The organism is Shewanella sp. Choline-02u-19 (assembly GCF_002836205.1).
GTDB lineage: Bacteria > Pseudomonadota > Gammaproteobacteria > Enterobacterales > Shewanellaceae > Shewanella.
The window spans coordinates 646,641-658,829 of the sequence record NZ_PJBE01000013.1 but is presented as its reverse complement, the minus strand read 5'-3'; the positions used below and the strand labels follow the sequence as shown (position 1 = coordinate 658,829).

Here is a 12,189-nt window from a genome sequence, read left to right as displayed (position 1 = left end):
ATTAGTGTTAAACGAAGTAAAATTTACAATGGAGACTTATTCTTTTGACCAAAGGTCTGTGTTTGCCTGCGGCAGCTTATTACGATGTTTCTTACCGCTACCCGCTGGTTTTGCCATCGGTTTTTCTATCCGTGATGGACAATCTTCAGGTGCCTCTTTATCGGCTTCAAAACCTGGATGTTGTTCACGTTCAAGCTTTAACTTGTTCTTTTTCTCAATCACTGCGAAATGCTGGTATTCATCGTGAGAGATCAGCGATAGTGCTATACCCGCTTCGCCAGCACGGCCACTTCGACCAATACGGTGCATGTAATCAGCAGGGCTACGTGGTAGCTCATAGTTAATGACAATAGGCAGTTTTTCAATATCAATACCGCGCGCCGCAATATCAGTAGCAATAAGCACCTGGATCTCGCCTCGTTTAAAACCATCGAGAACCCGAGTTCTTGTGCCTTGGGCTTTATCACTATGGAAGATCTCGGCCTTGATCCCTGCATTATCAAGCTTATGTGCTAAACGATCGCAGGTATATTTGGCACTGGCAAAGATTAAAATTTGTTGCCAATCATTCTCTTTAATAAGCTGCACTAACAAAGGTGTTTTACGGTTACGGTTAACCGTGATAACACGCTGCACCAAGGTGTTTTCTTCTTGGCTTTGCAGTTGAACTTCAACCGGATTATTAAGCAATGATTGGGTCAGCAAAGTCACTTCTTCAGGAAAAGTCGCTGAAAACAGTAATGTTTGCTTTTTAGCAGGCATTAGCGCAAGTAACGCGGTTAACTCTTCAGTGAAGCCTAAGCTCAACATGCGATCCGCTTCATCGAGGACGAGCGTGCTCACTTTGTCTAGCTTAACCGCATTGCTTGATATCAAGTCGAGTAGTCGACCTGGCGTCGCCACCAGAATATCTGCACCACCGCGTAAGCTCTGCATTTGGGTATTGGTTGAAACACCACCGTAAACCGCTAACACCTTTAGATTAGGCTTAATGCTCTGTGCATAGCGCATAAAACTGTCAGCAACTTGCTGTGCTAATTCTCGTGTAGGCACCAGCACTAAACTAGAAACAACATTACTCTGCTTACTTTGCTTTGATGATGTAGCAAGTAGCTGAATAATAGGCAATGCAAAAGCCGCTGTTTTCCCAGAGCCTGTGATCGCGCCGCCTAACACATCTTGACCCGCGATAACGGCTGGAATAGTGCTTTGCTGAATCGCGGTTGGAGACTGGTAATCCAATGCTTTAAGCGTTTCTAACAGTTCAGGGATCAACCCTAACTCCGCAAAAGAACGGCGATTCGCGGCATTATCCACAGAGGTTGAAATGGCTTTAGTTGTCAGGTCTGGCTGAGTCATATTTACGGGCGTTGCCTAATCAAAAATAAGGGCGTTATTCTACGCTAATATCGCTTCAAAAGCTTTTATTTGATGCTAAATAGCCTTAACAAGCACTGAGTTTTAGTCAACATGAGCGCTAAACATTACTTAAATAGACTGATCCCTTCTATTTGTAACAGCTTTTGCTTAAGCGCAATACCATAGGCATACCCCGTTAACGTGCCATTTTTCCCGATCACTCTATGGCAAGGCACAATGATGGCGATGGGATTTGCGCCATTGGCTGTACCGACGGCTCTCACCGCTTTGGGTCGACCTATTTGGCTCGCTATATCGGCATAACTGCATGTTTCACCGAAACCCAGTTGACCAAGCGCTTGCCAAACTTGCTGTTGAAATTCAGTCCCCTTCGGCGCCAAGGCCACACTAAATTGTTGCCGCTGACCCGCAAAATACTCGAGCAGTTCACTCTTTGCTTGGTTTAAGTGCATTGTGGCGAGCGCTAATGATTCAACGTCTGTTGTGACATCCAAGCTCAACTCTCTTGTCTGCCAATCGTCTGTTGATTGCGGAACAAAATTTAGATGAGAGATCCCTGATGCGTTGGCACAGATTGAGATAATACCCGCGCTAGTATCAAAATTAATTTTTGCTAATGGTATTAACGGCTTCATGATAAATTCCACAACTGAAAGGTTAAATAACTTCCCCACGGGCTCACGGTACTGGCGATCTCTTTTGTCAGAGCGCTGTAATCTATTGCAGGTGCCGACTCCAGCACTTCGTTGTGTTGCTGATAAAGAGTTAACACGCGCTTTTTAACGACCAAATCTCCACACAATAATACGTCAGGGCTACTCGCCCCACGCATATGTGCATAAGCGACGGTCCACGGGCCAATGCCTTTAATTGATAGCCAATCATTGATATCTGCAGCGGGGTTTTGTGTTACAAACTCGCCTAATGCATTAAGCGCTAATTTCCTAGTACCCGGCATCTTAAGTTCATCTAAACTCGCGTTCGCTACCGTCTCTGCAGTAGGAAACAAAACGACGTCCTTATCGCTAATAATACGCCGTTCGCCGTAGGAAAGTACTAACTGATTCAATAACTTTGACGCTTGAATGATACTAACCTGCTGTCCAAGTACCGCTCGACACCCAGCCTCGAAGGTTGACCAAGTGCCGGGTAACCTCAATCCTGGGATAATCTTTTGCTGCAATGGCGCGAGCAAGTGCAACACTTGCTCTATAGCTTGCATATTGGCATCAAGATCTAACACCCTTTTAATATTTGCGATGATAGCGCTAAGCTCTGAAAGACCTTGTTCATTATCTAATACAATATCGACGTTAAAACTATTACGGGCATTATTATGATTAGCGTCGAAGTAACCACTCACCCCATTCGTCGTAAAACTGCGACCATAATTATTGTCCCCCTCTAGCCACTCCATATTACTGACAGCCCTAACCTGATAAAAATCATGCTGTTGCTGCCATGCAAATGGTGGACGATAATACAGTTCGACACTCAATTTTATTGGTTCTACAGAAGGGACATCAACCTCATTAATTTTTGAGTGACTGTTTTTGGTTAGTTTGATATTTGCAGATATGACCTGTTTTCTAAAGGTTGAAGGCGTTAATTTCAATGTTTGTTTAAACACCTCGTTAAAGCGGCGGATACTGTTAAAACCCGCAGCAAGCCCAATTTGAGTAATACTTAACTCTGTTTGATGCAATAGCTGTTTAGCAAACATCAACTGTCTATACTGTGCATATTGTTTGATTGAAGTGCCAACCCCTTCAGTAAAGAGCTTACGCAGATAGCGACTACTTACCCCCAAACGTTCTGACAGTTGCTCAATACTGATGGCATCAGCTCCGGTAAGCACGCCCACATCAATTAGAGAGATAGCCCTCTCCAATGTAGTTGCTACACCTTTCCAAGCAAATGAACCAGGAGCACTATCGGGACGACAGCGTAAGCAAGGCCTAAGACCGACATTTGCCGCCTTTAAAGGGGAATCAAAATAACGGACATTTTCCTCTTTGGGACTCACCGCGGGGCAAATGCTGCGGCAATAAATACCGGTGGTAAGTACCCCTGTAAAAAATTGCCCATCAAACCTAGCATCTCGTGCCAGCCTAGCTTTTCGGCAAATTTCACTTGCGATCGTACAATCGTGATCAACCATTATGTTTCCGTTTTAAGCTAAGCATTAAATGAATATTACCCAATCAATGTCTTTACCACTAGCGGAAAACGGAACTGAATATAAATTTAGCTTTCTCCCCTTAACTAGACAATTCCTAGTATGCTACCTCCATAGAAGCAACACTTTGATAAACTATTAATAACAACTGAGACATTACATGTTTAAGAGATTTGAATCTTGGGTAAATGCGCTGCCCCCAGAAGAACCAGAACAACCCCCTAAAGGGATATATGCCTTTTGCCGTCATTACACCAAAGGATTTGAAGTTCCGTTAATCATTATGTCTATTTTAACGGCGCTACTGGCCATATTAGAGGTGTCTTTATTCGGTTTTATGGGCGATCTGGTCGACCTTTTAATCAACAATGATCCTGAAACGCTGCTTGAAAAAGAAGGTATGAAGCTACTGGGAATGACTATTCTTGTCTTAGTCGTTATCCCCACATTGGTCTTATTGCACGCATTGATTGTTTATCAGGGGCTATTGGGCAACTACCCCATGTCTATTCGCTGGCTTGCTCACCGCTACTTGCTCAAACAAAGCGTGTCTTTTTATCAAAATGACTTTGCGGGGCGTATTGCCACCAAAGTGATGCAGACGTCCCTTGCCGTAAGAGAAACCGTCACTAAGTTGCTCGATGTGTTGGTGTATATTTTGGTGTATTTCACTTCTATGGTCGTGATGATAGCAAAAGCCGATTTGAGACTAATGCTACCCATGCTTGTCTGGCTGCTGGTCTACATTGCTTTACAAGTAAAATTCTTACCAAAACTTAAAAAAGTATCTACAGAACAAGCTGATGCTCGTTCAACCATGATGGGGCGTATTGTCGATAGTTATACCAACATTACCACGGTAAAATTATTCTCTCACACCCAGAAAGAAGCTGAATACGCAAAAGGCAGCATGAAGACATTCTTACATACTGTTTATCGCCAAATGCGCCTTGTGACTTGGATAAATGTTAGCGTGCAGATCATTAACTACATGTTGGCGTTTAGTATTGCAGCGGTATCTATTTGGCTATGGAGTGATAGTGCTATTACTGTTGGATCGATTGCGATTGCCATTAGCTTATCTTTACGCCTTAACGGTATGTCTCAATGGATAATGTGGGAAATAAGCTCTCTATTTGAAAACATAGGGACTGTTGCAGATGGTATGAATACGCTATCGAAGCCAACTGAGATAACCGATATTGATAATGCGCCAGATCTAACGGTTGATAAAGGTAGTATTGATTTTAACGACGTGAGTTTTCATTACGGTGAAAAAACGGGTGTTATAGACAACTTAGATCTGAATATCAAAGCTGGCGAAAAAGTGGGTTTAGTTGGCCGCTCCGGCGCCGGTAAGTCAACATTAGTTAACTTGTTAATGCGTTTTCATGATGTCGAAGCAGGTAAAATTCTCATTGATAAACAAGATATAACCCAAGTCACTCAAGATTCCCTACGCGCACATATTGGTATGGTCACCCAAGATACCTCCCTGCTCCACCGCTCCATTAGGGAGAATATTCTGTATGGTAACCCAGATGCTTCTGAAGACGAGTTAACCAGTGCCATCAAACATTCACAAGCATATGAGTTTATTCAAGGACTAAGCGATCCTGAAGGCAATACGGGGCTTGACGCACAAGTCGGTGAACGTGGTGTAAAACTATCTGGCGGTCAACGTCAGCGAGTTGCTATTGCACGCGTCCTACTAAAGAATGCGCCCATTTTATTACTTGATGAGGCAACTTCAGCGTTAGATTCTGAAGTAGAGGCTGCGATTCAAGAAAGTTTATACCAGCTAATGGAAGGTAAAACGGTTATTGCTATTGCACACCGCTTATCGACTATTGCTGCAATGGATAGATTAATCGTGATCGATGAAGGGAAAATTGTTGAACAAGGAACCCATCAAGAACTGATCCATTCTGATGGGATCTACGCTCAGCTATGGGCCCACCAAACGGGCGGCTTCTTAGGGATAGACTAACTAACAAGCTTGTCATGAAGTAAGTAATTTATAGTTAAAGCTACCGTTAACGGTGGCTTTACTTTATACAAAAGCATCAATTCCCTGGCCATTATTAATGGCTAAAATGGGCTTGTACGCTGTAGTGTATTTTATAACGAGAATAACGAATTACTGTAATTTACGCCTTGTATAAGCTCCTTTCTTCACATGAATATTTAGACCACTTATGTAATGCGCTTGCTATTACTAGACACAAATCATCGCTATTTAAAGTTGTACGCTAGATCTATTTCTCCTGTGAGACAGTGAAACTAAAGTAATAATCCCATTTTATATGCACTAAATATATGTCTGCATATGACATTGACCTCAATGCTGAGGATAGCAACGTGGACGCTAGAGTGTTGATAGGCTCCCATCATTGCAATAAGGCCGTATTCATTCCCAATTTATAGGCACAAAAAAACCACCTTGAGGTGGTTTCTTGTATTTACCAAATTAATGGTCAATATGGTGGAGCCTAGCGGGATCGAACCGCTGACCTCAACACTGCCAGTGTTGCGCTCTCCCAGCTGAGCTAAGGCCCCGTATGAAGCGAACTACCGACATACATCAGTAATTTTACTCTTTCGAGATAAAAAGTTGGTATCCCCTAGGGGATTCGAACCCCTGTTACCGCCGTGAAAGGGCGGTGTCCTAGGCCTCTAGACGAAGGGGACCCGGACATATTGTTTTACTTCTAATATAACGAAGACCTACCAGTAACACTTTAGAAGGCATTTAAAGTGATACCAACCGCCCTGCTCTTAATAAAAATAGCGCGGTGTCCTAGGCGCTCTCTTCTTTAATACGAAGATTCTTTATAAGAAAGAGCTAGGACTGCATTAGACTCTGCAAAGAGTGAATACTCATCAAATCCTGTAGGCTAAGATTCAACGCTTAAGTTCAAATCACCAATTACTCAGCAATTTTATTCTTTCCGAAAAAAGAAGGTGGTATCCCCTAGGGGATTCGAACCCCTGTTACCGCCGTGAAAGGGCGGTGTCCTAGGCCTCTAGACGAAGGGGACCCGGACATATTGTTTTACTTCTAATATAACGAAGACCTACCAGTAACACTTTAGAAGGCATTTAAAGTGATACCAACCGCCCTGCTCTTAATAAAAATAGCGCGGTGTCCTAGGCGCTCTCTTCTTTTATACGAAGATTCTTTATAAGAAAGAGCTAGGACTGCATTAGACTCTGCAAAGAGTGAATACTCATCAAATCTTGTAGGCTAAGATTTAACGCTTGTTTACTATCATTCGAAATAAATCAAACAATTTTAAATAGTGGTATCCCCTAGGGGATTCGAACCCCTGTTACCGCCGTGAAAGGGCGGTGTCCTAGGCCTCTAGACGAAGGGGACCCGGACATATTGTTTTACTTCTAATATAACGAAGACCTACCAGTAACACTTTAGAAGGCATTTAAAGTGATACCAACCGCCCTGCTCTTAATAAAAATAGCGCGGTGTCCTAGGCGCTCTCTTCTTTAATACGAAGATTCTTTATAAGAAAGAGCTAGGACTGCATTAGACTCTGCAAAGAGTGAATACTCATCAAATCCTGTAGGCTAAGATTCAACGCTTAAGTTCAAATCACCAATTACTCAGCAATTTTATTCTTTCCGAAAAAAGAAGGTGGTATCCCCTAGGGGATTCGAACCCCTGTTACCGCCGTGAAAGGGCGGTGTCCTAGGCCTCTAGACGAAGGGGACCCGGACTGCATTAGACTCTGCAAAGAGTGAATACTCATTAAATCCTGTAGGCTAAGATTCAACGCTTGCTTTAATCTCTCGACATACATCAAGAAAAATAAATAGTGGTATCCCCTAGGGGATTCGAACCCCTGTTACCGCCGTGAAAGGGCGGTGTCCTAGGCCTCTAGACGAAGGGGACCCGGACTGCATTAGACTCTGCAAAGAGTGAATACTCATCAAATCCTGTAGGCTAAGATTCAACGCTTAAGTTCAAATCACCAATTACTCAGCAATTTTATTCTTTCCGAAAAAAGAAGGTGGTATCCCCTAGGGGATTCGAACCCCTGTTACCGCCGTGAAAGGGCGGTGTCCTAGGCCTCTAGACGAAGGGGACCCGGACATATTGTTTTACTTCTAATATAACGAAGACCTACCAGTAACACTTTAGAAGGCATTTAAAGTGATACCAACCGCCCTGCTCTTTATAAAAATAGCGCGGTGTCCTAGGCGCTCTCTTCTTTAATACGAAGGGGACCCGGACTGCATTAGACTCTGCAAAGAGTGAATACTCATTAAATCCTGTAGGCTAAGATTCAACGCTTGCTTTAATCTCTCGACATACGTCAAGAAAAATAAATAGTGGTATCCCCTAGGGGATTCGAACCCCTGTTACCGCCGTGAAAGGGCGGTGTCCTAGGCCTCTAGACGAAGGGGACCCGGACTGCATTAGACTCTGCAAAGAGTGAATACTCATCAAATCCTGTAGGCTAAGATTCAACGCTTAAGTTCAAATCACCAATTACTCAGCAATTTTATTCTTTCCGAAAAAAGAAGGTGGTATCCCCTAGGGGATTCGAACCCCTGTTACCGCCGTGAAAGGGCGGTGTCCTAGGCCTCTAGACGAAGGGGACCCGGACTGCATTAGACTCTGCAAAGAGTGAATACTCATCAAATCCTGTAGGCTAAGATTTAACGCTTGTTTACTATCATTCGAAATAAATCAAACAATTTTAAATAGTGGTATCCCCTAGGGGATTCGAACCCCTGTTACCGCCGTGAAAGGGCGGTGTCCTAGGCCTCTAGACGAAGGGGACCCGGACTGCATTAGACTCTGCAAAGAGTGAATACTCATCAAATCCTGTAGGCTAAGATTTAACGCTTGTTTACTATCATTCGAAATAAATCAAACAATTTTAAATAGTGGTATCCCCTAGGGGATTCGAACCCCTGTTACCGCCGTGAAAGGGCGGTGTCCTAGGCCTCTAGACGAAGGGGACCCGGACATATTGTTTTACTTCTAATATAACGAAGACCTACCAGTAACACTTTAGAAGGCATTTAAAGTGATACCAACCGCCCTGCTCTTTATAAAAATAGCGCGGTGTCCTAGGCGCTCTCTTCTTTAATACGAAGGGGACCCGGACTGCATTAGACTCTGCAAAGAGTGAATACTCATCAAATCTTGTAGGCTAAGATTTAACGCTTAAGATTAGTTAATTGGTGGAGCCTAGCGGGATCGAACCGCTGACCTCAACACTGCCAGTGTTGCGCTCTCCCAGCTGAGCTAAGGCCCCTCACTAACTAAATCACCTTTGAGTGCACTATAAGCATTTGCTACCAGTGTCTCAACTGCGTGGCGCATTCTATGCAGCACACCCAAAAGTGTCAACTCGTTTTTTAGGAATTTATTCTATTTGCTACAAATTCAATCGCTTTGGAGATTCTTTGTTCACAGCGAGCCTTTCCAACCAAGAATAAGGTTAGATCGACAGCTGGTGACATACCCGCGCCTGTAACCGCTACGCGTAAAGGCATTCCCACTTTGCCCATTCCTACCTCTAATTCACTGGCGGTGTCTTCAATTGCTTGATGGATAGCCTCTACACTCCACTCTTCCAGTTGTAATAATTTTGACTGAATAAGTTTAAGAGGCTCCATTGCAACGCCTCGAAGATGCTTCTTAGCTGCGTTTTCGTCAAAGTCGCTAAAGTCTTCAAAGAAGTAACGACTCGATGACGCTAACTCTTTCAGCGTTTTAGCTCGCTCAGAAAGTGCGGTAACCACTTCAGCTAATTTAGGGCCATTACTGGTATCTATATTTTGATCAGCCATGTGCCACTCAAGATGAGAAGCTACATATTCTGGATCCATCTCTTTAATATAATGCTGGTTCAACCAATTCAACTTTTCAGTGTTAAAGGCAGAAGCTGCTTTATTGATATCATCGAGCTTAAAGAGTTGCTTCATTTCATCAATAGAGAAAACTTCTTGATCACCATGAGACCAACCTAAACGAACCAGGTAATTAAGCAGTGCTTCAGGCAAATAGCCATCGTCACGATATTGCATAACGCCAACGGCACCATGACGCTTTGACAACTTAGCACCGTCATCACCTAAAATCATCGCCACATGAGCATATTCAGGGATCGGGGCACCAAGCGCTTTCAAAATGTTGATTTGACGCGGTGTGTTATTGATATGGTCTTCACCACGAACAACACACGTAATACCCATATCCCAGTCATCAACGACAACACAGAAGTTATAAGTAGGTGTACCTTCGGTACGAGCGATGATCAAATCGTCTAACATGCTATTTGATATTTCAATGCGCCCACGTACGTGGTCATTGAAAACAACGCTGCCTTCTGTCGGGTTTTTAAAACGAATCACAAATGGTTCATCAGTATCACGAGGTGCTTTATAACGACAACAACCATCATACTTCTGTTGTTCACCTTTAGCGGCTTGCTCTTCACGCATAAGTTCAATACGTTCGCGGCTGCAATAGCACTTGTATGCACTACCCTGCTCTAACATTTGCGCGATGATTTCGTTATAACGGTCGAAACGCTTGGTTTGATAGTAAGGACCTTCATCCCAGTTTAAACCTAACCACTCCATCCCTTCTAGAATCGCAGCACATGCTTCTGGTGTAGAACGTTCAATATCTGTATCTTCTACTCGTAATACAAATTCGCCTTGGTTTGCACGTGCATATAACCATGAATAAAGTGCTGTTCGAGCACCACCAACGTGTAGGAAACCAGTAGGGCTTGGTGCAAAACGCGTCTTAATTGTCATAATGGGACACTGACCTAATATAGAAAGTCTAAATAATAGACTGTACCAATGAATGTGGCGCACATTCTAACAGCCAAAGCGGTCAGGGAAAATAGTTCTGCTACTATATGGCAATTTTTGTGGCCGAAATGACACTTTTAAGCACTAGACTGACTTTTATCCGTCTTTAGCCCTCCTTCAATAAAAAATGATTAACTTTATCCTGCACCATTAATCGTTAATCTCCGTAAATTAGATCCGTTTCACTCTCAAAATATACCATTTTCATTCGAACACGCTAATATGATTAAGCCTAAATTTGATCACTTCCCCCAACGCTACGTGACGGAAATGATTAACTATGCTTCAATACGTGCAAAATTGAACCGCGCACCACCTTTTATCTAAAAAAGCGTTGACAGTAGATCGTTCCCCCCTATAATACGGCCCCACGCAGCGAGGTCGATTAGCTCAGCTGGGAGAGCACCTCCCTTACAAGGAGGGGGTCACTGGTTCGAGCCCAGTATCGACCACCATATTTTATTTTGAATAGAATATAGTTGTTAAAATTAGATAAGTCCCAGGTCGATTAGCTCAGCTGGGAGAGCACCTCCCTTACAAGGAGGGGGTCACTGGTTCGAGCCCAGTATCGACCACCATCTAACTAGATGAAGCTTATCTAAAAACAACGTTGTTAAAGTATTCCCAGGTCGATTAGCTCAGCTGGGAGAGCACCTCCCTTACAAGGAGGGGGTCACTGGTTCGAGCCCAGTATCGACCACCATCTTTTTGATGATGTGAATATTTTATTGTAAGAATGCCCAGGTCGATTAGCTCAGCTGGGAGAGCACCTCCCTTACAAGGAGGGGGTCACTGGTTCGAGCCCAGTATCGACCACCATTCTCTTACTAAAGAGAATAACAGTTAGTACAATGAGTAAGCCCAGGTCGATTAGCTCAGCTGGGAGAGCACCTCCCTTACAAGGAGGGGGTCACTGGTTCGAGCCCAGTATCGACCACCATTCTCTGCTAAAGAGAATAACAGTTAGTACAATGAGTAAGCCCAGGTCGATTAGCTCAGCTGGGAGAGCACCTCCCTTACAAGGAGGGGGTCACTGGTTCGAGCCCAGTATCGACCACCATTCTCTGCTAAAGAGAATAACAGTTAGTACAATGAATAAGCCCCAGGTCGATTAGCTCAGCTGGGAGAGCACCTCCCTTACAAGGAGGGGGTCACTGGTTCGAGCCCAGTATCGACCACCATTCTCTGCTAAAGAGAATAACAGTTAGTACAATGAGTAAGCCCCAGGTCGATTAGCTCAGCTGGGAGAGCACCTCCCTTACAAGGAGGGGGTCACTGGTTCGAGCCCAGTATCGACCACCATTCTCTTACTAAAGAGAATAACCGTTAGTACAATGAGTAAGCCCCAGGTCGATTAGCTCAGCTGGGAGAGCACCTCCCTTACAAGGAGGGGGTCACTGGTTCGAGCCCAGTATCGACCACCATATTTCCCCTCTAGATTCGATGTTACACACCATTTCTTTATCTATTTTTCTTCAGTACTTCCCAATTTCAACTATCCTTTAGTATGTTCTATTTTTGGATGAATCTCATGGCTGACGTTAGTCAATCGGCTTCACTTTCGAGTATTGCCGCCTACTTAAAGCTCACGTATCAATACGATCAACAAACTGCGCTTGTAGAAGCAAAAGAAGTCATGCAAAACTTAGTCAGAATGCGTCAAAAGGGTTTCATTACGGGTTGGTATTTCGACGAGCAAGGTCACCTTGAGTTGCTTCCTAGCGACACTGTGATGCACCAGATAAATCCGACTAAATAATACTCATCAATAC

6 protein-coding genes and 21 tRNA genes are annotated in these 12,189 nt (G+C 43.7%); 11 read left to right on the top strand and 16 right to left on the bottom strand.

All coding sequences use genetic code 11. The features are described 5' to 3' along the window. Nucleotides 1-36: 36 nt before the first annotated feature. From CXF83_RS09640 to CXF83_RS09630, 3 genes are all read right to left on the bottom strand, one after another. Entirely contained in the window at nt 37-1,359 is a 1,323-nt protein-coding gene (locus CXF83_RS09640; protein WP_101089071.1) for a DEAD/DEAH box helicase, read from the bottom strand. Nucleotides 1,360-1,484: 125 nt separating this feature from the next. Continuing rightward, on the bottom strand, nt 1,485-2,015 hold the full coding sequence (locus tag CXF83_RS09635) for a methylated-DNA--[protein]-cysteine S-methyltransferase (RefSeq protein ID WP_101089072.1): 531 nt from the start codon (nt 2,013-2,015) through the stop codon (nt 1,485-1,487). Further along, a complete protein-coding gene (locus CXF83_RS09630) occupies nt 2,012-3,541 on the bottom strand; it encodes an AlkA N-terminal domain-containing protein (RefSeq protein WP_101089073.1) in 1,530 nt (509 codons plus the stop codon). Before CXF83_RS09630 ends, CXF83_RS09635 begins: the two co-directional genes overlap by 4 nt. Nucleotides 3,542-3,719: 178 nt before the next feature. Here CXF83_RS09630 and CXF83_RS09625 point away from each other — a divergent pair, with 178 nt between their 5' ends. Continuing rightward, nucleotides 3,720-5,549, top strand: a complete 1,830-nt coding sequence (locus CXF83_RS09625; protein ID WP_101089074.1) for an ABC transporter ATP-binding protein — start codon at nt 3,720-3,722, stop codon at nt 5,547-5,549. Nucleotides 5,550-6,042: 493 nt separating this feature from the next. Here the strand turns inward: CXF83_RS09625 and CXF83_RS09620 are convergent. From CXF83_RS09620 to gltX, 13 genes are all read right to left on the bottom strand, one after another. Further along, a tRNA-Ala gene (locus CXF83_RS09620) sits at nt 6,043-6,118 on the bottom strand. A 56-nt stretch (nt 6,119-6,174) separates the two neighbouring features. Beyond that, nucleotides 6,175-6,250 (bottom strand) — tRNA-Glu (locus CXF83_RS09615). A 274-nt stretch (nt 6,251-6,524) separates the two neighbouring features. Continuing rightward, a tRNA-Glu gene (locus tag CXF83_RS09610) sits at nt 6,525-6,600 on the bottom strand. 262 nt (nt 6,601-6,862) lie between these two features. Next, nucleotides 6,863-6,938, bottom strand: a tRNA-Glu gene (locus CXF83_RS09605). A gap of 274 nt (nt 6,939-7,212) precedes the next feature. After that, nucleotides 7,213-7,288, bottom strand: a tRNA-Glu gene (locus tag CXF83_RS09600). A 105-nt stretch (nt 7,289-7,393) separates the two neighbouring features. Then, nucleotides 7,394-7,469: transfer RNA gene (locus tag CXF83_RS09595), tRNA-Glu, on the bottom strand. Between the two features lie 119 nt (nt 7,470-7,588). Continuing rightward, nucleotides 7,589-7,664: transfer RNA gene (locus tag CXF83_RS09590), tRNA-Glu, on the bottom strand. A 246-nt stretch (nt 7,665-7,910) separates the two neighbouring features. Continuing rightward, nucleotides 7,911-7,986 (bottom strand) — tRNA-Glu (locus CXF83_RS09585). Between the two features lie 119 nt (nt 7,987-8,105). Beyond that, nucleotides 8,106-8,181, bottom strand: a tRNA-Glu gene (locus CXF83_RS09580). A 107-nt stretch (nt 8,182-8,288) separates the two neighbouring features. Next, nucleotides 8,289-8,364, bottom strand: a tRNA-Glu gene (locus tag CXF83_RS09575). Between the two features lie 107 nt (nt 8,365-8,471). After that, a tRNA-Glu gene (locus CXF83_RS09570) sits at nt 8,472-8,547 on the bottom strand. A gap of 221 nt (nt 8,548-8,768) precedes the next feature. Next, a tRNA-Ala gene (locus tag CXF83_RS09565) sits at nt 8,769-8,844 on the bottom strand. A 103-nt stretch (nt 8,845-8,947) separates the two neighbouring features. Further along, nucleotides 8,948-10,357, bottom strand: coding sequence for a glutamate--tRNA ligase (gene gltX, locus CXF83_RS09560; protein ID WP_101089234.1), 1,410 nt, complete (start codon nt 10,355-10,357; stop codon nt 8,948-8,950). 439 nt (nt 10,358-10,796) lie between these two features. On the opposite strand from gltX, the gene CXF83_RS09555 reads away from it, so the two are divergent. From CXF83_RS09555 to CXF83_RS09510, 10 genes are all read left to right on the top strand, one after another. Then, nucleotides 10,797-10,872: transfer RNA gene (locus CXF83_RS09555), tRNA-Val, on the top strand. Between the two features lie 47 nt (nt 10,873-10,919). Next, a tRNA-Val gene (locus tag CXF83_RS09550) sits at nt 10,920-10,995 on the top strand. Nucleotides 10,996-11,044: 49 nt separating this feature from the next. Further along, nucleotides 11,045-11,120: transfer RNA gene (locus CXF83_RS09545), tRNA-Val, on the top strand. Between the two features lie 40 nt (nt 11,121-11,160). After that, a tRNA-Val gene (locus CXF83_RS09540) sits at nt 11,161-11,236 on the top strand. 45 nt (nt 11,237-11,281) lie between these two features. Further along, nucleotides 11,282-11,357, top strand: a tRNA-Val gene (locus tag CXF83_RS09535). Between the two features lie 44 nt (nt 11,358-11,401). Next, nucleotides 11,402-11,477 (top strand) — tRNA-Val (locus CXF83_RS09530). A 45-nt stretch (nt 11,478-11,522) separates the two neighbouring features. Continuing rightward, nucleotides 11,523-11,598 (top strand) — tRNA-Val (locus CXF83_RS09525). 45 nt (nt 11,599-11,643) lie between these two features. Beyond that, a tRNA-Val gene (locus CXF83_RS09520) sits at nt 11,644-11,719 on the top strand. Nucleotides 11,720-11,765: 46 nt separating this feature from the next. Further along, nucleotides 11,766-11,841 (top strand) — tRNA-Val (locus tag CXF83_RS09515). A 107-nt stretch (nt 11,842-11,948) separates the two neighbouring features. Then, nucleotides 11,949-12,176, top strand: coding sequence for a hypothetical protein (locus CXF83_RS09510; protein ID WP_101089292.1), 228 nt, complete (start codon nt 11,949-11,951; stop codon nt 12,174-12,176). Nucleotides 12,177-12,189: the final 13 nt, after the last annotated feature.